General features: G+C 64.9%; 18 protein-coding genes. 5 read left to right on the plus strand and 13 right to left on the minus strand.

Going from position 1 to position 19655, the window contains the following annotated elements; all coding sequences use genetic code 11:
* Positions 1–125: 125 nt before the first annotated feature.
* From ACTJKQ_RS12355 to ACTJKQ_RS12380, 6 genes are all read right to left on the minus strand, one after another.
* Complete coding sequence (locus ACTJKQ_RS12355; protein WP_440596970.1) at positions 126–596, minus strand: hypothetical protein; 471 nt, start codon at positions 594–596, stop codon at positions 126–128.
* Between the two features lie 23 nt (positions 597–619).
* Positions 620–1474, minus strand: coding sequence for a hypothetical protein (locus ACTJKQ_RS12360; RefSeq protein ID WP_440596971.1), 855 nt, complete (start codon positions 1472–1474; stop codon positions 620–622).
* A 156-nt stretch (positions 1475–1630) separates the two neighbouring features.
* On the minus strand, positions 1631–2296 hold the full coding sequence (gene leuD, locus ACTJKQ_RS12365) for a 3-isopropylmalate dehydratase small subunit (RefSeq protein WP_440596972.1): 666 nt from the start codon (positions 2294–2296) through the stop codon (positions 1631–1633).
* Positions 2293–3711 carry a 3-isopropylmalate dehydratase large subunit gene (gene leuC / locus ACTJKQ_RS12370; RefSeq protein WP_440596973.1) on the minus strand — a complete coding sequence of 473 codons (1419 nt, stop codon included), beginning with the start codon at positions 3709–3711 and terminating at the stop codon, positions 2293–2295. The genes leuD and leuC overlap by 4 nt, the downstream gene beginning before the upstream one ends.
* Before the next feature lie 33 nt (positions 3712–3744).
* Complete coding sequence (locus ACTJKQ_RS12375; RefSeq protein ID WP_440596974.1) at positions 3745–4656, minus strand: alpha/beta fold hydrolase; 912 nt, start codon at positions 4654–4656, stop codon at positions 3745–3747.
* 32 nt (positions 4657–4688) lie between these two features.
* Positions 4689–5678: a tripartite tricarboxylate transporter substrate binding protein gene (locus ACTJKQ_RS12380; protein WP_440596975.1), complete on the minus strand. Its 990-nt coding sequence runs from the start codon at positions 5676–5678 to the stop codon at positions 4689–4691.
* 125 nt (positions 5679–5803) lie between these two features.
* On the opposite strand from ACTJKQ_RS12380, the gene ACTJKQ_RS12385 reads away from it, so the two are divergent.
* On the plus strand, positions 5804–6703 hold the full coding sequence (locus ACTJKQ_RS12385; RefSeq protein ID WP_192421856.1) for a LysR substrate-binding domain-containing protein: 900 nt from the start codon (positions 5804–5806) through the stop codon (positions 6701–6703).
* A gap of 69 nt (positions 6704–6772) precedes the next feature.
* Positions 6773–7123: a FlxA-like family protein gene (locus ACTJKQ_RS12390; RefSeq protein ID WP_056746573.1), complete on the plus strand. Its 351-nt coding sequence runs from the start codon at positions 6773–6775 to the stop codon at positions 7121–7123.
* Positions 7124–7186: 63 nt separating this feature from the next.
* Here the strand turns inward: ACTJKQ_RS12390 and ACTJKQ_RS12395 are convergent, their stop codons facing one another.
* Positions 7187–7810: a hypothetical protein gene (locus ACTJKQ_RS12395; protein WP_440596976.1), complete on the minus strand. Its 624-nt coding sequence runs from the start codon at positions 7808–7810 to the stop codon at positions 7187–7189.
* Positions 7811–8138: 328 nt separating this feature from the next.
* Between ACTJKQ_RS12395 and ACTJKQ_RS12400 the strand changes: the two genes are divergently transcribed.
* Positions 8139–8738 carry a lipocalin family protein gene (locus ACTJKQ_RS12400; protein WP_440596977.1) on the plus strand — a complete coding sequence of 200 codons (600 nt, stop codon included), beginning with the start codon at positions 8139–8141 and terminating at the stop codon, positions 8736–8738.
* Positions 8739–8868: 130 nt separating this feature from the next.
* On the opposite strand, the gene ACTJKQ_RS12405 is transcribed toward ACTJKQ_RS12400, so the two are convergent.
* The 4 genes from ACTJKQ_RS12405 to ACTJKQ_RS12420 are packed head-to-tail and all read right to left on the minus strand — an operon-like array spanning position 8869 to position 14523.
* Positions 8869–10578: an ABC transporter ATP-binding protein gene (locus ACTJKQ_RS12405; protein ID WP_440596978.1), complete on the minus strand. Its 1710-nt coding sequence runs from the start codon at positions 10576–10578 to the stop codon at positions 8869–8871.
* A complete protein-coding gene (locus tag ACTJKQ_RS12410) occupies positions 10575–11621 on the minus strand; it encodes an ABC transporter permease (RefSeq protein WP_440596979.1) in 1047 nt (348 codons plus the stop codon). The genes ACTJKQ_RS12405 and ACTJKQ_RS12410 overlap by 4 nt, the downstream gene beginning before the upstream one ends.
* A 22-nt stretch (positions 11622–11643) precedes the next feature.
* The gene (locus ACTJKQ_RS12415; protein ID WP_099730569.1) at positions 11644–12678 is read right to left on the minus strand and encodes a microcin C ABC transporter permease YejB; all 1035 of its coding nucleotides are present in this window, start codon (positions 12676–12678) and stop codon (positions 11644–11646) included.
* Between the two features lie 18 nt (positions 12679–12696).
* Entirely contained in the window at positions 12697–14523 is a 1827-nt protein-coding gene (locus ACTJKQ_RS12420; RefSeq protein WP_440596980.1) for an extracellular solute-binding protein, read from the minus strand.
* Positions 14524–14627: 104 nt separating this feature from the next.
* Here ACTJKQ_RS12420 and fabI point away from each other — a divergent pair, with 104 nt between their 5' ends.
* A complete protein-coding gene (gene fabI, locus ACTJKQ_RS12425; RefSeq protein ID WP_056064037.1) occupies positions 14628–15428 on the plus strand; it encodes an enoyl-ACP reductase FabI in 801 nt (266 codons plus the stop codon).
* 94 nt (positions 15429–15522) lie between these two features.
* On the plus strand, positions 15523–16386 hold the full coding sequence (locus ACTJKQ_RS12430; protein WP_440596981.1) for a DNA ligase: 864 nt from the start codon (positions 15523–15525) through the stop codon (positions 16384–16386).
* Positions 16387–16474: 88 nt separating this feature from the next.
* On the opposite strand, the gene ACTJKQ_RS12435 is transcribed toward ACTJKQ_RS12430, so the two are convergent.
* Entirely contained in the window at positions 16475–17035 is a 561-nt protein-coding gene (locus tag ACTJKQ_RS12435) for a fasciclin domain-containing protein (protein ID WP_015014682.1), read from the minus strand.
* Positions 17036–17212: 177 nt separating this feature from the next.
* Positions 17213–19579: an arginine/lysine/ornithine decarboxylase gene (locus ACTJKQ_RS12440; protein WP_056064046.1), complete on the minus strand. Its 2367-nt coding sequence runs from the start codon at positions 19577–19579 to the stop codon at positions 17213–17215.
* Positions 19580–19655: the final 76 nt, after the last annotated feature.

The following is a 19655-nucleotide window of genomic DNA, read 5'->3' on the forward strand; positions in this document are numbered from 1 at the left end:
AGTTGTGGACTAACGAAGGCGGGTACACCGAGCCAAAACCAAGGGCTGCGAAAAACATGGGGATGGTGGGCAGGCATTGTCAGCCTTGCCAGACCACCGCCATCCCACTGCGCACTGCGGATGCACTACGCCAGGCGCTGCACCATGGGCCAGGCCTTGTAGCTGGCGAGGCCACAGGCCGTGAGTACCGGGCTGTACAGCACCATGGCGCCGACCACCGACATCAGCCAGCCGGGCTCTTCGTACTCGTCGGTATCGTCGGCCTTGGCTGTCGCGCCCTCCTTCAAGGGCTCCTTGCTGCGCCCCTCTTCTTGGCCCTCGCCCGAATCGCCGGTCATCTCCTGCACCAGCATCACGGCCACCACCAGCAGCGAGACGGCCAGCAGCGCCAGGTAGCCGTATTGCAGCGCGGGCTGCGTGAGCGGGTAGAAGTAGCCCGCCAGCAGAGCGGCCGGGGCCAGAAAGAACACGTGCATCATGAGCCGGTACCAGGGAAAACCGTCCGTCGGCCTTTCCAGCGCCCCCATGACCATGCGGTAGGTCAGCGCCCCCAGCACAAAGATCACCCCACCCCACCATTCGATTTGCGTCAGCATGTTGTTGTTCTCCTGAGATGCTTTTACTGCGCTGCCATCACCGTGGCGGGGCCATCGTCGCCAGGCGGGGCGGCGTCATCGTCTCCGTCGTCCCCGCGCAGCGCCTTGTGTTCGGTGGCCATGTAGTAAAGCGGCAGCGCCACGGCCAGCACCAGCCCCAGGCCCATCCACAGCCAGAAGCCCTTGAACAGCAGCACAGTGACCACCGTGAAGACCACTGCGTGCACCAGCCCCTTGAGCCCGGCGCGCAACAGCAGCACGGCCATCAGGCCCTGCACGGGCGACTTGCCGCTTTTGCCCATCGCCTTCGCCATCTCGACAAACGCTTCGGCCGCCTCCTGGGCCTCGCGCTTGCGCTTTTCTTCCTGCTGGCGCAGCTTGGCCACGGCCAGCGGCTTGGCCGGGTCTTTGGAACAGGCGTAGCGGTCTTCGGCCTCCCCGTCCTGGCCTTCGCCGTCCTGGTGCGCGGGCTCCACCACAGCGCGCCACTGCGGGTTGGCGTCCATGAACGCCCGGCGCGACACCCACTGGCCCCGGTCAAAGTGCATGCGCTCGGTTTCACCGACCTGGTCGTAGAACACCTCCAGCACCGCAGCCCGCAGGCCGTGGGCGAACAGGGTCTCCAACGCGCGCAGCGGCAGGTCGTCGTGCGTGCCGGTGTCGAACCGCAGCGTGAGGTGACCGGGTTCGGCAACCGCCTCTTGGTTGAACCATTGGGCATCCCACAGCGCATCGAGATCGGCGCCACCAAGCTTGTCGGCCCAGCGCCGTGCCTGCTCGGTGTTGCCCGTGGCAAGGTACTGGTAGACCAACTGGCCCATCTTGAGCTTGATCGGGTCTTCGAAGAACAGGTGCAGGGTATGGGTGTTTTGCGACATGGCTCTGGGGATGGGGTGGGTACGTGTGAAAGTGCACGAATTGTTACCGCCCGATCAGGACCTGTCCCTCACGACGTTGTCCACCCCCCACACCCTGTGCACTGGACAGGATGTCAACCGCCCACGCCGCCCGCAGGTGCGGCGCACCGGGCGCGCTCAGCCCTGTGCGCGCTGGGCCTGTAGGCGCGCCCGCATGCGCAGCGCCACGTCCTTCACCCAGGGTTGGGCAGCCCAGTGTCGCTGGGCAAAGGCCTGTATCTGATCGGCATACGACAGCGATGCGCCGATCACATCTTGTCCCTGCAGGAACATGCCCTGGTGCCGGTCGGACAGCACAAACTGCGCGCTGTGCCCCGCGCTGCGCACCATGCGGTGCTGCACATCAATGGTGATAGCCAGGGGGCCCCGCACCTGCGCAGCCTGCGCCTTGAAGGCCTGCACATCCGCCTCGGAAACCATGGCCAGCAGCAGGCGGTTGTTGAGCGCATTGGAGTAGAAGATTTCGCCAAAGCTAGACGCCACCACGGCCCTGAAGCCGTACTGCTGCATGCCCCACACCGCGTGCTCGCGGCTGGAGCCGCAGCCATAGTTGGAGCCCGCGATGAGCACGTCCACCCCCTGGAAAGCCGCCTGGTTGAGGACGAAATCCGGGCGTGGCAATCCTTCCCCGTCAAAACGCAGATCGTAAAACAGACCGGGAGCCAGACCCGACTTGTCGATGCCACGCAGGAACTGCTTGGGCATGATCTGGTCGGTATCGAGGTTGGCAATGTCGAGCAGGGCCGCCTGGCCGTGCACGATGGTGTGGTGATCGGCGCTCATGCTGGCACCTCCAGGGTACGGACGTCGGTGATGCAACCGGTGACGGCGGCTGCTGCAGCCATGGCCGGGCTCACCAGGTGGGTGATGGCGCCCCGGCCCTGGCGGCCTTCGAAATTGCGGTTGGTGGTGGAGGCGCAGCGCTGGCCGGGGGCGAGCACGTCGTCGTTCATGGCCAGGCACATGGAGCAGCCGGGCTGGCGCCACTCAAAGCCTGCGGCCACCAGGCGCTCGGCAATGCCTTCCGCCTCGGCCTGGGCCTTCACTGCGCCGGAGCCGGGCACCACCATGGCGCGCACGCCGTGGGCCACGTGGCGGCTGCCCACAATGCGGTCCACCTCGCGCAGGTCCTCGATGCGCGCATTGGTGCAGGAGCCGATGAAAACATGCTGCACGGGAACACCCTGCAAGGACTGGCCAGCGACGAGCCCGGTGTAGCGCAGCGCTTGCTCGGCGCTGCTGCGCTGCACGGCATCGGCCAGTTCTTCGGGACGGGGAACCGTGGCGTTGATGGCCATGGCCTGGTCGGGGCTGGTGCCCCAGGTGACGAACGGGGCGACGTCAGCCGCGTCAAACACATGTTCCGCATCGAATGCCGCGCCCTCGTCACTGTGCAGGGTGGCCCAGTGCGCCAGTGCCTGCGCGCGCATGTCGCCCGCAATGTCGGGGGCCTTGGCCAGCACGTAGTCAATGGCGGTGGCGTCGGGTGCGATCAGTGCGCCTCGGGCGCCCGCCTCCACGGCCATGTTGCACAGCGTGAAGCGCGCCTCCACCGACAGCGCGCCAATGGCGCTGCCGCAGAACTCCACCACGTAGCCGCGTGCGCCCTGCGCACCGATGCGGCTGATGACCATGAGGATCAGGTCCTTGGCCGTCGTGCCGCTGGGCAGCGCGCCGTCCACGCGGATGCGCATGTCTTTGGCCAGGCGGTAGACCAGCGTCTGGGTGGCCAGCACATGCTCGACCTCCGAGGTTCCGATGCCAAAACCCAAGGCGCCCAGTGCCCCGTAGGTGGTGGTGTGGCTGTCGCCGCAGATGATGACCATGCCCGGGCGCACCATGCCGTGTTCGGGCGCGATCACGTGCTCGATGCCCTGCAAAGGGTCGTTGGTGTCGAACAGCGGGATGCCGTGGCGGTCGCAGTTGGCCTTGAGGTTGGTGGCCTGCAGGGCCGAGGGCGGGTCCTGGATGGTGCGCCAGCGCACCGGGTGCGTGGGGATGATGTGGCTCACCACCGCCACGTTCTGCCCCGGCACGGGTACGCCGCGCCCGGCCTCGTGCAGGCCGGCAAAGGCCTGGGGGCTGGTGTATTCGTTCATCAGGTGCAGGTCGCAAAACAGCAGCACGTTCTGTTCGTCCAGAACGGCCACGGTGTGCGATGCCACCAGCTTCTGGTAGAGCGTTGAGGGAGTGGTCATGGTCAGCGTCGGGGGTTGTCGTTGGGTGCGGCCTTACCGGTCGGCCAGCAGGAAGGGCAGCGCCGCGTCAAGCAGCGCATCAGGGGCCTCCTCGGCGATGTAGTGGCCACAAGGCAGTGCATGGCCGCGCACGTCGGCCGCCACGCGCTGCCACTCGGCCAGAGGCTGGAAGCACTGGTGCACCACGCCCTGCTCGCCCCACAGCGCCAGCAAAGGCATGGGCAACTGGCGGCCCGCATCGCGGTCGGCACGGTCGTGCACCAGGTCGATGCCCGCAGAGGCACGGTAGTCCTCGCAGATGCCATGGGCCGTGCCGGGCAATGCCAGGCAGCGCACGTACTCGGCCAATGCCCGCGCATCGAACGGGGCCAGACCCGCACTGCGTCGGCCCATCACATCGCGCACGTAGGCTGCGGGGTCGGCCTCGATCAGGCGCTCGGGCAGCGGCGCGGGCTGGATCAGGAAGAACCAGTGCCAGTAGGCGCGGGCGAAGGCATTGCTGGTTTGCTCGTACATGGCCAAGGTGGGCGCTATGTCCAGCAGCACCATGCGCTGCACGGCCGCCGGGTGGTCGACCGCCAGGCGGTGCGCCACGCGGGCGCCCCGGTCATGGGCCAGCACGGTGAAGCGCGGGTGGCCCAGGTGCTGCATCACGGCCAGCATGTCGGCGGCCATGGTGCGTTTGCTGTAGAGCAGGTGCTCCGCGTCGCCCTCGGGCTTCGCCGAATCGCCATACCCACGCAGGTCCGCCAGCACCAGGGTGAAGTGCTGCGCCAGCTTTGGCGCCACCTTGTGCCAGATGGCCGAGGTCTGCGGGTGCCCGTGCAGCAGCAGCAAGGCCGGGCCTGTGCCGCCCACCAGCGTGTGGATGTGCTGGCCGTCGGGCGTGGGCACGCGGCGGGCGGTGAAGCCGGGGAAAAGCGGGGTCGTCGTGGTCGTGGTCATGGGTGTCGGTGGGTATTGCAGCGCAGGCGTGTTCACTCTGCCGTGATGCCCCGCTCCTTGATGAGCTTGGCCCATTGCGGCATTTCCTGCTCCAGCCGGGCGCGGGCCTGCTCTGGCGTCGAAGGCGTCGGGTCGAATCCATCCCTGGCCATGCGCTCTCTCAGAGCGGGGGTGTTGAGTGCCTGGTTCAGGCTGGTGTTGAGCTTATCGATGACTGGCTTGGGTGTGCCGGCCGGCGCAAACACGATGAACCAGGTTTCAAACGTGTAGCCCGGCAGGCCAGCCTCGGCAATGGTGGGCACGTCGGGCATGAGTGGCGAACGTTTCGTGCCCGTGACGCCCAATGCGCGCAGCTTGCCCGCCTGCACATGCGGCTGCGCTGCAGACAGCACCGAGAAGCTCATGGCCACCTGGCCGGACATGGTGTCGATCATGGCCGGGCCGCCACCACGGTAGGGGATGTGCACGATGGGCGTGCCTGCCACGGCCTTGAACAGCTCGGCTGACATGTGGAAGGTGCTGCCCGCCCCCGCTGAACCATAGGAGTATTGCCCCGGCTTGGCCTTGAGCAGGGCCACCAGTTCCTTGACGTTCTTGGCTGGCAACACGTTGTTGACCACCAGCACATGCTGCGAACTGGCCACCATGCCGATGGGCGCCAGGTCCTTCAGGGTGTCGTAGGGCATCTTGGCCGTCAGGCTGGGGTTGATGGCCAGGGACACGGTCTGCAGGCCGATGGTGTAACCGTCCGGTGCGGACTTGGCCACCATGTCCACGCCGATGTTGCCGCCCGCGCCGCCCTTGTTCTCGATGAACAGCGAGCCGCCCAGGGCCTTGCCCCATTCGTCGGTGATCAGGCGGGCCGCAATGTCCGCGCTACCGCCGGGTGCATAGGGCACCACGAGCTTGATGGCCTTGGCGGGGTATGCCTGGGCCCATGCGCCAGCGGCGGCAGACAAGGTCAGTGCGGCCGTGGCCACGGCGCGCCATGTTCGTGCCCGCCAGGGGTGGGATGTGTTCATGGGTTTGTCTCCTGCAAGGTTCTTGTGTTGTGTTGCAGTGGCATCTTATGAGTGAGCAGGATTCACATAAAGTCATTCAAAATTACTTCATTCGTAAATCAAACACACTAATCACCCATAAGCCCATGGACGCTTTTTCCGACTTGCGGTTCTTTGCACTGCTGATGAAGGAAGGCAGCCTCGCTGCTGCCGCCCAGCAGATGGGCATCACTCCGCCGGCCGCCAGCAGGCGCCTGGCGCAGCTGGAACGGCGGCTGGGCGTGCGGCTGCTGCGCCGCACCACCCGACGCATGAGCCTGACGCCCGAGGGTGAGACCTACCTGCTCGACGGCGCGCGCATCCTCGGTGACCTGGATGCGCTGGAGCGCACCGTGGCTGGCGCGCGCAGTTCGCCACGCGGGCTCATCAAGCTGGCAGCCACGCTGGGTTTTGGCCGAATGCACATTGCCCCCGCCCTGTCGGCGTTTGCACGCGCCTACCCCGAGGTGGAGGTGCAGCTGCACCTGACCGACCGGCCCGTGAATCTGGTGGAACAAGGCTTTGACGCCGCCGTGCGATTTGGTGACCTGCCGGACTCACGCCTCACGGCCCGCAAACTGCTCGCCAACCGGCGTGTGCTGTGCGCATCGCCCACCTACCTCGCCCAGGCAGGCGAGCCCGTGCAACCGGCAGACCTGCTGGCCCACCAGTGCATCGTGATCCGCGAAAGCGACGAGACCTACGGCACCTGGCATCTGCGCCAGGGCGAGCGCCAGGAGACGGTGAAGGTGCGCGGCATGCTGAGCACCAACGATGGCGCAGCTGCCACCACCTGGGCACTGGAGGGCCACGGCGTGCTGATGCGATCCGAATGGGATGTGGCGGTCCACCTTTCTGCAGGCCGCTTGCTGCGCGTGCTGCCAACATGGTCGCTGCCGGCGGCCGATGTGACGCTGGTCTACCCCACACGCAGCGATCTGTCGGCCAAGATGCGCGCGCTGACGGACTTCCTGCGGGAGTGGTTCTCGGCACCGCCGCACGCATGAAGGCCCGCAGGCTGAAGTCATCGCGCGGGCCACGGCTTGAGATTTCTGCGGATGTGCCGATAACACAGCATGCAGATCTCAAGTGCAACCCCTTCGACGGGCACAGCGTCCAGCGCCAGTGCAGCCAGCAACATCAACAAGCTGCAAAAACGGATGCGCGAACTGACCGACGAGCTGCGCAACGTCGCCGGACAGGACATGGAGCCCAAGGCCAAGCAGGAGAAGGTCAAACTGCTGCAGGCCCAGATCCAGATGGTGCAGCAACAGATAGCAGCCATCCAGCGCCAGATGCAGCAAGAGCAGATGGACCGAGCCCAGGCACAACAACAGGCCAAGGCCAGCCAGCAGCCACGATCCACCCCGGTGAACAAGCCGCAGAGCCTGCCTGGGCTGGGAGAGTCGGTCGATACCTTTGCTTAGTGCTCTGGCACTACGCGAGGACATGCTGCGGAGCGTGCAGTCTCACGCAGTTTTGAATAACGGCTAGGGTCTGTTCACCAGGGTCAGCGTGGCAAACGGCAGGTGGTGCATCAGCTCGCGCAACACCAGCAGCGTGCCCGCAAAGACAGGATCCTCCGGCAGGCCTTCGTGTGCGGCGGGCCGCCCTTCGGCCACAGCGGCCAGGCGGTTGAAGAGACGCTCCATGGCCTCCAGCGTCAGCACGCGCTGGGCCCCCGGCGGTACGCCCCCCAAGGTGGCCAGGTCATGCAACGCCGCATCTGCAGACCATGGGGCCCACACCTGCCCGCCGGGCAACAGGCCTTGCAATTGCTGGTGGCCCACATGGACCTCATCCTCCACTACGGCAATGGCGTTCTCCAGTTCCAGAGGTGTGGGCACGGCATGGCGGAAAAACTGGCGCGCCGTGCGCTCGCCACCCAGCGGCAGACTCAGCCGCACGGACGGCATGGGGGTATCTGCCCCCGCAGCCCAGAGCACCTGGTGAGGCCCCAGGTGCAAGCCACAGCTCCATGCACCCGGCAGGCCGTTGCGCCGCGCCTGCTGGTAGCTGCGTGTGGCCGGGTCGTCGGCAGCAAGACTGTGTTGCTGCGCCTGTGCCGAGGCGGCAGGGAGCGCAGAAAGGGATGGAGAGCTGGGATGGTTCACGGGACCTCCTTGACAACATAACGGCCGAACGCGGGAGGGGTGGAGAGGCCCCACTGCCGTTGCCCTGCAGCACTCTAACCCCGCAGGGGCAGGCTGCATGCATACATCGATGACAACCCACAGGACATGCCACACGCGGGCTGCTCAATGCCCACGCTACGGCGACAACGACCGGACAGGGACACCAGACCCGCCACACCGCCGACACCGGGCGCCAGCGCCTTCCTACACCGGGCGCATTCCACGGTCCCTACAGTCGGTTGCGAAGAGAGGGGCACAGCCAACGCGCTGGCCCCAACACCAGAACCCACCCACAGGAGAACCCGCCATGCAAGCCATCCGCACCGCACCTCGCCGCTCCCCCTGGCCGCTCATCGTGGGCGCGGCTGCGTTGATGGGTGTGCTGGTGCTGTCAGCGTGCTCGACGCCACGCACACCGGATGGCGTGCAACCTGTCACGGGCTTTGACGTGGACCGGTATGCAGGGCACTGGCACGAGCTGGCGCGCATTGAAAACTCGTTTGAGCGGGGGCTGACCCAGGCCAGCGCCACGTACAGCCGCAACGCGGACAACACCATCAAGGTGGTGAACCGAGGGTACGACCCGGTGCGCAAGCAGTGGAGAGAGGCCGAAGGCCGGGCAGAGTTTGTGGACAGCCCCGACCGGGCCGCACTCAAGGTGTCGTTCTTCGGACCGTTCTATGGCGGCTACAACGTGGTGGCGCTGGACGAAAACTACCAGTGGGCGATGGTGGTGGGCTCCAGCACCGACTACCTGTGGGTACTGTCACGCACCCCTACCCTGCCCTGGCATGTACGCGAAGACCTCATGGAGCGCGCGAAGGCCCTGGGAGTGGACGTGAGCAAGATCGTCTGGGCGCAGCCCGGTGCAGAGCAACATGCGCGCCGGGTGGCGGTCAGGACCTGATGACAGCGCGGCGGGGCCTGAAGGCTTGCGGCGCCCAGTCAACAGCTCGGCGCCGACGGCACCAGATAATCAAAATTGATAGCAACCGGCGCTTGTTGCACTAGCGCCTGCGGCAGATTTGGCCTGAAACTCACCCACTAGGCACTGTGGCGGCAGCTACCAGACGCTGGGTGTACGGGTGCTGGGGGGCATCCAGCACATCGGCCACGCTGCCACTTTCTAGCACCGCGCCGTCCTTCATCACCACCACATCGTGCGCCATGGCGCGGATCACATCCACGTCGTGGGTGATGAGCAAGTAGCTCAGGCCCTTTTCTTTTTGCAGGCGCTGCAGCAGGCCCAGCACCTGCTGCTGGATGGTCACATCGAGCGCGCTGGTGGGCTCGTCGAGCACCAGCACCTGGGGCTGCACGATCAGGGCGCGCGCAATGGCCAGCCGCTGCCGCTGGCCGCCGGAGAATTCATGCGGGTAACGCTCGAGCAAACGCGGGTACTGAATCTCGGCCAGGCCCACCTCGTCCAGCGCGGCCTCGACGCGCACGCGGCGCTGGGCCACGGTCAGTGTGGGCTCGTGCACCTTCAGGCCCTCGCCCACGATCTCTTCGACTGTGAGACGCGGTGACAGCGATGAAAACGGGTCCTGGAACACCACCTGCACCCGGCGGCGCAGCTGCTGGTTGGCTGGTGTGTTGCGCGTGGCAGGCTGTTGCCACGCCTGCCCTCCCACCTGCAACTCACCTGCGTATGGCAGCAGCCCCAGGATGGCCTGTGCCAGCGTGGACTTGCCCGAGCCGGATTCGCCCACCACGCCCAGCGTCTGGCCGGGCAGCAGTTGCAGCGTGGCACCTTGCACCGCCACAAACTCACCTTTTTTGAACCAGCCCCTGATGCCCGGCAATGGCGTGGGGTAGACCACGCGCAGATCCTGCGTCTGCACCACCGGCGCGGTGCCTGCGGGTGGGTCGGGCTCGACCACATCGCGGCGCGGCTGACTGGCGATCAGGCGACGGGTGTAGGCATGCTGGGGGGCGCCGAACACGTCGGCCACTGGGCCCTGCTCTACCAGCACCCCCTGCTCCATCACGGCCACACGGTCGGCAAAGCGGCGCACCAGATTCAGGTCGTGCGTGATCAGCAGCACCGCCATGCCCGTCTGGCGCTGCAAGTCGCTCAGCAGGTCCAGGATCTGGCCGCGCAAGGTCACGTCCAGTGCGGTGGTGGGCTCGTCGGCCAGCAAGAGCTTCGGCGCGCTGGCCAGGGCCATGGCGATCATGGCGCGCTGGCGCTGGCCGCCCGAGAGCTGGTGTGGAAAGCTGTTGGCGCGGCGCGCGGGCTCTGGGATGCCGGTTTGCGCCAGCAGCTCGATGGCGGCTTGCGCGCACTGGGCGCCGGTGAGCCCCTTCTTGAGCAGCAGGATTTCGGCGATCTGCTGGCCTATCGTCATCAGCGGGTTGAGCGCGGTCATGGGCTCCTGGAACACCATGGCGATGTCGCCGCCACGCACGCCGCGCATCTCGCGCTCGGTCATCGCCAGCAGGTCGCCCCGCCCTTGCAGCAAGGCCTGGCCGGTGATGGCGGCATTGCCCGCCAACCGCAGCAGGCTCAACGCCGTGATGGTCTTGCCCGAGCCAGACTCGCCCACCAGTGCCAGCTTTTCGCCCGCAGCCAACGTGAAGTTGACGCCGCGCACCACCTCTTTGGAGCCAAAGCGCACATGCAGGTCGTGGACGCTCAACAGCGGCAGACCTGCAGCCGAGCCGCCGCCGAGCCGACCCAAGGCGGCGAGAGCCCCCTCGGGGGGCAGCGAGGACACGCCAGTGCCGAGCGTGGGGGACGTCATTGGTCTGCCTTTCGCGGGTCGAGGGCATCGCGCAGCGCATCCCCCATGAAGGTCAGCAACAACAAGGTGACCACCAGCACGCCGAAGGTGGACAACGATATCCACCACGCATCAATGCTGTTCTTGCCCTGGCTGAGCAACTCGCCCAGCGAGGGCGTGCCGGGCGGCACACCCAGGCCCAGAAAATCCAGCGATGTGAGCGCCAGGATGGCCCCGCTCATGCGGAAGGGCAAAAACGTGACCACGGGCGTCAAGCTGTTGGGCAGGATGTGGCGCCAGATGATCTGGGCATTGCTCACCCCCAGGGCGCGCGCCGCCTTCACATAGTCAAGCTGGCGGTTGCGCAAGAACTCGGCCCGCACATAGTCCGACAGCCCCATCCAGCCAAACAGGCTCAGCAAGATGAGCAGCAGCGCAATGCTGGGCGCGAATACCGCGCTGAAGATGATGAGCAGATACAGCTCGGGCATGGAGCCCCAGATCTCGATGAAGCGCTGAAACGCCAGGTCGGTCTTGCCGCCAAAAAATCCCTGGATGGCGCCGGTGAGCATGCCCAGCAACACGCCTGTGATGGTGAGCGCCAGACCAAACAGCACACTCACACGGAATCCGTACAGCAGCTGCGCCAGCAGGTCACGCCCGCGGTCGTCCGTCCCCAGCCAGTTGTCTGACGTGGGCGCCGAGGGGTTGGGCGCCTTGGCGAAGTAATTGAGCGTGTTGGGACCGTAGGGGTTCAAGGTGTAAAGCGCCCAGTTGCTGCCAGCGGAGAGGCGCTCCTTGATGAAGGGGTCCAAGTAATCGGTTGGTGTCTCGAAGTCTCCGCCGAAGGTCTTTTCGGGGTAGTCCCTGAGCATGGGGAAGTAGGTTTGCCCCTCGTAGCGCACGATAAGAGGCTTGTCGTTGCTGACCAGCTCGGCGCACAGGCTCACCAGCACCAGGGCGCAGAAGATCAGCAGGCTCCAGTACCCCAGGCGATTGCGCTTGAAGCGCAGCCACGCGCGGCGGGAGGGCGAGAGCGAAGACGATGCGGGAGCAGAACTCATCAGGGCCATGGGTTCGTTCGGGCTAGTCAAACTTCACGCGCGGGTCCACCCACACATAACAAAGGTCGCTGACGAGCTTGGTGACCAGCCCGATCAGCGTGAACAAATACAGCGTGCCCAGCACCACGGGGTAGTCGCGGCGGATCACGCTCTCGTAGCTGAGCAGGCCCAGGCCATCGAGCGAGAACAGGGTTTCGATGAGCAGCGAGCCCGCAAAGAACGCTCCGATGAAGGCAGCGGGAAACCCGGTGATGATGGGGATGAGCGCGTTGCGGAACACATGCTTCCACAGCACCTGGCGCTCGCTCAGGCCCTTGGCACGGGCCGTCAGCACGTACTGCTTGCGGATCTCCTCGAGGAACGCGTTCTTGGTCAGCATGGCCGTCACGGCAAAGCTGCCCAGCACCATGGCGATCACCGGCAGCGTGATGTGCCACAGATAGTCCACGATGCGCGCACCCCAGGACAGCTCGTCCCAGTTGGCCGACGTGAGCCCCCGCAGCGGAAACCACTGCAGCTGCCCGCCAAAGATGACCAGCAACGCCACACCCAGCACAAAACCCGGAATGGCATAGCCCAGCAGGATGAGCAGCGTGGTCACCAGGTCAAACCGCGACCCGGCCCGCACCGCCTTGGCCACACCCAGCGGCACGGCGACGAGGTAGCTGATGAAGAAGGTCCAGAGGCCGAGGCTGATGGAGACCGGGAGCTTCTCGACCACCAGTTGCCACACGTCCTTGTTCTGAAAGAAGCTCTTGCCCAGATCAAAACGCGCGAACTGGCCCAGCATCTGAAAAAAACGTTCATGTGCAGGCTTGTCAAAGCCGTACAAGGCCTTGATCTGCTCCAGCCGCTTGGGGTCCACGCCCTGCGCGCCCCGGTAGCTCAGGCCGCCGCCTTCGGCACCACCGCCCCCGCCAACGCCAGCCTTGGCTTCGGCCATGTACTGCTCAACAGGGCCGCCCGGCACAAACTGGATCACCACAAAGGTCAGCAGCAGCACGCCCAGCAAGGTAGGGAGCATCAGCAACACGCGTTTGAGGATGTAGGCAAACATGGGTGGGCTGGCGGGTGGTTATTTTTTGTCGGGCGCGGTCTGTGGCGGTATGCGTGCCCACCAGGTGTCAATGACCCAGCCCTCGCCGCTGGAGTACGGCGGCACCGTGGCGGGCTTGGCCAGTCTCCAGGCGTTGTAGGCCATGCGGTGCGTGGCCGCTGTCCATTGCGGAATGAGGTAGTGGCTGTGCGCAATGATGCGCTCCAGCGCGTGGCAGGCGGGCAGCAGCTGGGCTTCGGTTTTGGCCGAGGTCATGGCCTTGATCATGGCATCCACCGCCGGGTTCTTCACGCCCGCAAAGTTGCCGGAGTCCTCCACGTCGGCCGCCTGGCTGCCGAACATGTCGGCAAACTCCTGCCCTGGGTTGTGGGTGCCCTGGAAGGCCATCGAGGTGATGTCGAAGTCAAACTTCTGCAGGCGCTGCTGGTACAGCGCAAAGTCCACGGAGCGGAAGCGCAAGGTGACACCGATCTTTTCGAGGTTGCGCATCCAGGGGGTGATGGTGCGCACTCCACCTTCGTTGCTGTCCATGTATTCCAGCACCATGGCCTCGCCCTTCGCGTTGCGCAGGGCGCCATCGCGCACCTCCCAGCCCGCCTGTTTGAGCAGGGCCTGCGCGCGGCGCAGGTTGGTACGCAATGACGAATCGCCGTCGGTGCGCGGGGGCACGGTCATGGGGCCAAAGGCGGTTGCGGGAATGTCTTTGCGGTAGGGCTCCATCAGCGCAAGCTCCTCGGGCGACGGGCTGCCCCTGGTTTCGCACGCGGTGTTGCCAAACAGGCCGTTCACGCGCTGGTAGGCGCCGTAGAACATCTGGCGGTTCATCCACTCATAGTCCATCGCCAGGCCCAGGGCCTCTCGCACGCGCGCATCCTGCAGCAGCGGGCGGCGGGTGTTGAGCACGTAGCTCTGAAAGCCCGACGGCAGCTTGTGCTTGAACTCGCCCTTGACCAGCTCGCCGGTGTCGAATTTTTTGCCCGTGACGCGGCGGGCCCAGTCGCCCGCGCTGAAGAACCGCATGAGGTCGAACTCGCCCGCCTTCAGGGCCTCCAGCCGCGCCGTGTTGTCCTTGTAGATCTTGACGAGGATGCGGTCGAAGTTGGCCGTGCCCTTGCGCACATTGAGGTCGCGCGCCCAGTACTGCGGGTCGCGCACATAGGTGATGTCCTTGCCAAACCGCACGGGCCCGATCTTGTAGGGGCCGCTGCCGATGGGGATGTCCATCACCACCTGGTCAAAGGGCTTGGCCTTGCCGTTTTCCACGCCCCAGTCGCGACTGAACACCGGCAAGCCGCCCACGGTGATGGGAAGCTCTCGGTTGGGTTGCTTGAAGCGGTAGCGCACGGTGCGGTCGTTGATCACATCCACGCCCGCCACCTCGATCAGCAAAGTCTTGTACGCAGGCGAGGTGAAGGGACCCACCAGCGTTTCGTAGCTGTGCTTCACGTCCTGGGCCAGCACGGGCTTGCCGTTGTGAAAATGCGCCTCGGGCCGTAGGCGGAAGGTGGCAGACAGCCCATCGGGGGCGACTTCCACGTCCTCGGCCAGCAGACCGTAGCCGGTCGCGGTCTCGTCCATGGAGCCCACCAGCAGCGAGTCGAACATCAGCGACGACAGGTAAGCGGGTGCGTTGCCCTTGATGGTGAACGGGTTGTACTTGTCGAAGGTGGAGACGCGCAGGTTGCTGACCAGCCGCAACTCGCCGCCCTTGGGGGCGTCGGGATTCACGTAGTCGAAATGCGCAAAACCCGCCGGATAGCGCGGCGCGCCCCACAAGGCATACGCATGCGCTGCCCACGCTGGAACAGCACACCCCATCAGCAACAAAGCCAGCCAAAACCGCATGCGACAATTCTGCACTACGTTCGCAGGGGCTTGCAGCCAAAGCCGCATATCCACATGCACCGGGCGCCAAGCCTGCATTCCGCTATTCCACAAGGAGATTTCACATGGGTTTTCTGACCGGCAAGAAGCTGCTCATCACGGGCGTGCTGTCCAACCGCTCCATTGCCTACGGCATTGCCAAGGCCTGCCACGAGCAAGGCGCCGAACTGGCGTTCAGCTACGTGGGCGAGCGCTTCAAGGACCGCATCACCGACTTTGCGGCCGAGTTCAATTCCCAGCTGGTGTTTGACTGCGACGTGGCCAGCGACGAGCAGATCGCGCGCATGTTCGCGGATCTGTCGCAGACCTGGCCGAAGTTTGACGGCTTTGTGCACAGCATCGGCTTTGCACCGCGCGAAGCGATTGCGGGCAACTTTCTGGACGGCTTGAGTCGCGAAGGCTTCCGCATTGCACACGACATCAGCGCCTACAGCTTCCCGGCCATGGCCAAGGCGGCCCTGCCCTATCTGAACGACAAGTCGTCGCTGCTGACACTGAGCTACCTGGGCGCGCTGCGCTCCATCCCCAACTACAACACCATGGGTCTGGCCAAAGCCAGCCTGGAAGCCAGCGTGCGCTACCTGGCAGAGGCCGTGGGCCGCACCGAAGACGGCCGCAGCATCCGCGCCAACGGCATCAGCGCAGGCCCCATCAAGACGCTGGCTGCCAGCGGCATCAAGGACTTTGGCAAGCTGCTCAGCCGCGTGGCCGATGCCTCGCCCCTGCGTCGCAACGTCACGATTGAGGACGTGGGCAATGTGGCGGCCTTCCTGCTGTCGGACCTTGCCTCGGGCATGACCGCAGAGATCACCTATGTGGATGGCGGCTTCAGCCAGACGGCGGGCCTGAGCGCCGACCAGGTGTAAATCCTTACCAGGGCTATACGCTCACTACGCAATTGGCTTCTAGCGCACGTAAATCATGCGCTAGAAGCTATTTTTTGATAGCACCACGCTACCTATGCTCCGCAGACACTGGCTGGCCTGTATGGGCCTTGCACCCCTGGCGGCACTTGCAATACCCCAGGCCTGGGCCGCCGATGCACCCCCCCTGTTGCTGGCCAATGTGTACCGCCCCGGCATGCGGCTGGCGGACTACTGGGTGAGCGAAAAATACGATGGCGTGCGAGGCTATTGGGACGGCCACACACTGCGCACGCGGGGCGGCGAGACCGTGGCGGCCCCGGCATGGTTCACCGCCGGCTGGCCTGAAACTCCCATGGACGGCGAGCTGTGGGCAGGACGCGGCCGGTTCAGCCACGCCCAGTCCACCGTGCGCCAGCAGCGGCCGGACGATGCCGCATGGCGCGAGATGCGCTTTATGGTGTTTGACCTGCCCGCCCATGGTGGCACGTTTGACCAGCGCCTTCCTGCACTGAACAAGTTGGTCGAAGCGCTGGACCAGGCTTGGGTGCAGGCGGTGCCACAACAGCGTGTGGCGAGTGACGCCGCACTCCAGAAGTTGCTGCTGCGCACCGTGCGTGCGGGTGGCGAAGGACTGATGCTGCACCGTGGCGCATCGATGTACCGCGCAGGACGCAGCGACGATCTCATCAAGGTCAAGACCCACGAAGACACCGAGGCCCGCGTGGTGGCCCATCTGCCCGGCCAAGGCCGCCACGCGGGGCGGCTGGGTGCCCTGGTAGTGGAGATGCCTTCGGGCCAGCGGTTCCGGCTGGGCGCAGGGTTGACCGACGCCGAGCGCGATCACCCGCCGCCCGTGGGTAGCTGGGTGACCTACCGCTTTCGGGGCACCCACGACAGCGGAGTGCCGCGCTTCGCGAGTTTTGTGCGGATGCGGGACGACATGCCGCCGATCCGCTGACAGGGCCACAGCGACCCCTGGCCGATCCCGGCCCTGCGATGCGGCGGCCATGCCAGCGGGCGGGCAGCCCCTCCCATCAGTTGCGCAATCAGTTCGGCAACAGGACCTTGTCCACCACGTGGATCACGCCGTTGGACTGGTACACGTCGGCAATCGTCACCGTCGCCGTACCGCCCTTTTCGTCCGTCACCATGACGGCATTGCCGCTGGCCTTGGCGGTGAGCGTACCGCCCGCCACCGTCTTGAGGCTGGCCATGCCTTTGCCGTCAGCAATCATCTTGGACAACGCAGCAGCGTCGTACTTGCCCGCCACCACGTGGTAGGTGAGCACCTTGGTCAGGGTGGGCTTGCTCTCGGGCTTGAGCAGCGTGTCCACCGTGCCGGCGGGCAATGCGGCAAACGCCGCATTGGTGGGCGCAAACACGGTGAACGGACCGGGACCCTTCAGCGTCTCAACAAGGCCTGCCGCCTTGACCGCCGCCACCAGGGTGGTGTGGTCCTTGGAGTTCACGGCGTTGTCGATGATGTCCTTGCTGGCCAGCATGGGCGCACCGCCCACCATGACCTGCGCCATGGCAGGCATTGCGGCAGCTGCCATGGCAGCCGTCAGAGCGATGGTGGCAAGGCGGGCGTTGAATCGAAGGGTCATGAAGATCTCCTGAGTGGTTTGTGAAGACAGTCACCGCATGAGAATCACGCGGCTGATAGTCAATACGACCTCAACACCACAACGGATTCAAGCGCATAAAAAAATCGCTCCACCAGCCAAGCCGGGGGAGCGATTTTTGAGACGCTGGTGCACCCACACACCAGCGCCAAGACGTGCTTACACGTTGCGCCCGTACGGGCCGTCGTCGCCCACCTGCACCAGGTTCTTGGCCGTCGCCAGTGGCTTGGGGTTCTTGCCGGTCTTGCCTTGCTCTGCCACGCAGTCGGCGTAATAGCGCACCTGGCCGTTCTCGTCTTCCACTTCCACCAGACCGTGGATGTCGGTCTCGAAACCGGGGCACAGCTTGGCGAATTCGCGCGCAAACTTGAGGTAATCCACGATCTTCTTGTTGAACACTTCGCCCGGAATCAGCAGCGGAATGCCAGGTGGGTACGGCGTGACCAGGCCCACGGTGATGCGGCCTTCCAGGTGGTCGATCTCCACACGCTCGGTGGTGCGGTGCGCGATGTGCGCGTACGCGTCCGAGGGCTTCATGGCGGGCGTGAGGTCCGACAGGTACATCTCGGTGGTCAGGCGTGCAATGTCGTACTTGGCATACATCTCGTGCACGTGCTGGCACAGGTCCTTGAGACCCATGCGTTCGTAGCGCTTGTGCTGCTGGCAGAACTCGGGAAGGATGCGCCACATGGGCTGGTTCTTCTCGTAGTCGTCCTTGAACTGCTGCAGCGCAGTCAGCAGCGTGTTCCAGCGGCCCTTGGTGATGCCGATGGTGAACATGATGAAGAAGCTGTACAGGCCCGTCTTCTCCACCACCACGCCGTGCTCGGCGAGGTACTTGGTCACGATGGACGCGGGGATGCCGGTCTTGTCGAACTTGCCGTCCAGGCTCAGACCCGGCGTGACGATGGTGGACTTGATCGGGTCCAGCATATTGAAGCCGTCAGCCAGCTGGCCGAAGCCGTGCCACTTGCTGCCCTTCTTGCTCTTGCTGTCGCTGCGGATGATCCAGTCTTCTGCGCGACCAATGCCCTCGTCGGTGAGCTTTTCAGGGCCCCAGACCTTGAACCACCAGTCGTTCTTGCCAAACTCCTCCTCCACCTGGCGCATGGCACGGCGAAAGTCCAGTGCCTCCAGAATGCTTTCTTCCACCAGCGCGGTGCCGCCGGGCGGCTCCATCATCGCGGCGGCCACATCGCAGCTGGCGATGATGCTGTACTGAGGGCTGGTGCTGGTGTGCATCAGGTAGGCCTCGTTGAACAGGTGGCGGTCGAGCTTGGTGGTCTGCGAGTCCTGCACCAGCACATGCGATGCCTGGCTGATACCGGCGAGCAGCTTGTGGATGGACTGTGTGGCGTACGTCACCGAATGCTTGGGGCGCGTGCGCTTTTTGCCCATGGCGTGGTAGCTGCCATAGAACGGGTGGAACGCCGCGTGCGGCAGCCAGGCCTCGTCAAAGTGCAGGTTGTCCACATAGCCATCGAGCATGCCCTTGATGGTCTCGGTGTTGTACAGCACGCCATCGTAGGTGGACTGCGTGAGCGTCAGCACGCGGGGCTTGACCTTCTTGGCATCCACGCCTTTGAGCAGCGGGTTGGCCTTGATTTTGGCCTCGATGGCCTTGGGCTCGAACTCGCTTTGCGGGATGGGGCCGATGATGCCGAAGTGATTGCGCGTGGGCTTCATGAACACCGGGACGGCCCCGGTCATGATGATGCTGTGCAGGATGGACTTGTGGCAGTTGCGGTCCACCACCACCACATCCCCGGGCGCCACAGTGTGGTGCCACACCATCTTGTTGGATGTGGACGTGCCGTTGGTCACAAAGAAGCAGTGGTCGGCATTGAAGATGCGCGCGGCGTTGCGCTCGCTCTCGCCAATGGCGCCGTTGTGGTCCAGCAGCTGGCCCAGCTCTTCCACCGCGTTGCACACGTCGGCGCGCAGCATGTTTTCGCCGTAGAACTGGTGGTACATCTGGCCCACGGGGCTCTTCAGGAACGCGACGCCGCCGGAGTGACCAGGGCAGTGCCAGCTGTACGAGCCGTCTTCGGCGTAGTCCAGCAGCGCCTTGAAGAACGGTGGCTGCACGCTCTCCAGGTAGCTCTTGGCCTCGCGGATGATGTGGCGCGCCACGAATTCGGGGGTGTCCTCGAACATGTGGATAAAGCCGTGCAGCTCGCGCAGGATATCGTTGGGCAGGTGGCGACTGGTCTTGGTCTCACCGTGCACATAAATGGGCACTTCGGCGTTCTTGCGGCGCACTTCGCCAATGAAGTTGCGCAGGCTCAGCACGATGGGGTCCAGCCCTTCGCCCTCGGAGAATTCTTCATCGTCGATGGACAAGATGAAGGCACTGGCGCGGCTTTGCTGCTGCGCAAACTGCGAGAGGTCGCCATAGCTGGTGACCCCGACCACTTCAAAGCCCTCGGCCTCAATGGCCTGTGCAAGCGCACGAATGCCAAGCCCCGAGGTGTTCTCGGAACGATAGTCTTCATCGATGATGATGATGGGAAAGCGAAACTTCATGCGCAGCCTCCAAGGAGCCGTGGCCTGCCCGGCCAAAAAACGAAATAGGCGCGAAGTGTAAGGAATAACGTTGACG

It is taken from the genome of Acidovorax sp. 22279, from assembly GCF_052045435.1.
GTDB lineage: Bacteria > Pseudomonadota > Gammaproteobacteria > Burkholderiales > Burkholderiaceae_C > Acidovorax > Acidovorax delafieldii.

Excerpts from the sequence above, each read along its gene's own strand:
- ACTJKQ_RS12355 (WP_440596970.1), bottom strand. The coding sequence starts at position 596 with ATGCTGACGCAAATCGAATGGTGGGGTGGGGTGATCTTTGTGCTGGGG.
- ACTJKQ_RS12360 (WP_440596971.1), bottom strand. The coding sequence starts at position 1,474 with ATGTCGCAAAACACCCATACCCTGCACCTGTTCTTCGAAGACCCGATC.
- leuD (WP_440596972.1), bottom strand. The coding sequence starts at position 2,296 with ATGAGCGCCGATCACCACACCATCGTGCACGGCCAGGCGGCCCTGCTC.
- leuC (WP_440596973.1), bottom strand. The coding sequence starts at position 3,711 with ATGACCACTCCCTCAACGCTCTACCAGAAGCTGGTGGCATCGCACACC.
- ACTJKQ_RS12375 (WP_440596974.1), bottom strand. The coding sequence starts at position 4,656 with ATGACCACGACCACGACGACCCCGCTTTTCCCCGGCTTCACCGCCCGC.
- ACTJKQ_RS12380 (WP_440596975.1), bottom strand. The coding sequence starts at position 5,678 with ATGAACACATCCCACCCCTGGCGGGCACGAACATGGCGCGCCGTGGCC.
- ACTJKQ_RS12385 (WP_192421856.1), top strand. The coding sequence starts at position 5,804 with ATGGACGCTTTTTCCGACTTGCGGTTCTTTGCACTGCTGATGAAGGAA.
- ACTJKQ_RS12390 (WP_056746573.1), top strand. The coding sequence starts at position 6,773 with ATGCAGATCTCAAGTGCAACCCCTTCGACGGGCACAGCGTCCAGCGCC.
- ACTJKQ_RS12400 (WP_440596977.1), top strand. The coding sequence starts at position 8,139 with ATGCAAGCCATCCGCACCGCACCTCGCCGCTCCCCCTGGCCGCTCATC.
- ACTJKQ_RS12405 (WP_440596978.1), bottom strand. The coding sequence starts at position 10,578 with ATGACGTCCCCCACGCTCGGCACTGGCGTGTCCTCGCTGCCCCCCGAG.
- ACTJKQ_RS12410 (WP_440596979.1), bottom strand. The coding sequence starts at position 11,621 with ATGAGTTCTGCTCCCGCATCGTCTTCGCTCTCGCCCTCCCGCCGCGCG.
- ACTJKQ_RS12415 (WP_099730569.1), bottom strand. The coding sequence starts at position 12,678 with ATGTTTGCCTACATCCTCAAACGCGTGTTGCTGATGCTCCCTACCTTG.
- ACTJKQ_RS12420 (WP_440596980.1), bottom strand. The coding sequence starts at position 14,523 with ATGCGGTTTTGGCTGGCTTTGTTGCTGATGGGGTGTGCTGTTCCAGCG.
- fabI (WP_056064037.1), top strand. The coding sequence starts at position 14,628 with ATGGGTTTTCTGACCGGCAAGAAGCTGCTCATCACGGGCGTGCTGTCC.
- ACTJKQ_RS12430 (WP_440596981.1), top strand. The coding sequence starts at position 15,523 with ATGCTCCGCAGACACTGGCTGGCCTGTATGGGCCTTGCACCCCTGGCG.
- ACTJKQ_RS12435 (WP_015014682.1), bottom strand. The coding sequence starts at position 17,035 with ATGACCCTTCGATTCAACGCCCGCCTTGCCACCATCGCTCTGACGGCT.
- ACTJKQ_RS12440 (WP_056064046.1), bottom strand. The coding sequence starts at position 19,579 with ATGAAGTTTCGCTTTCCCATCATCATCATCGATGAAGACTATCGTTCC.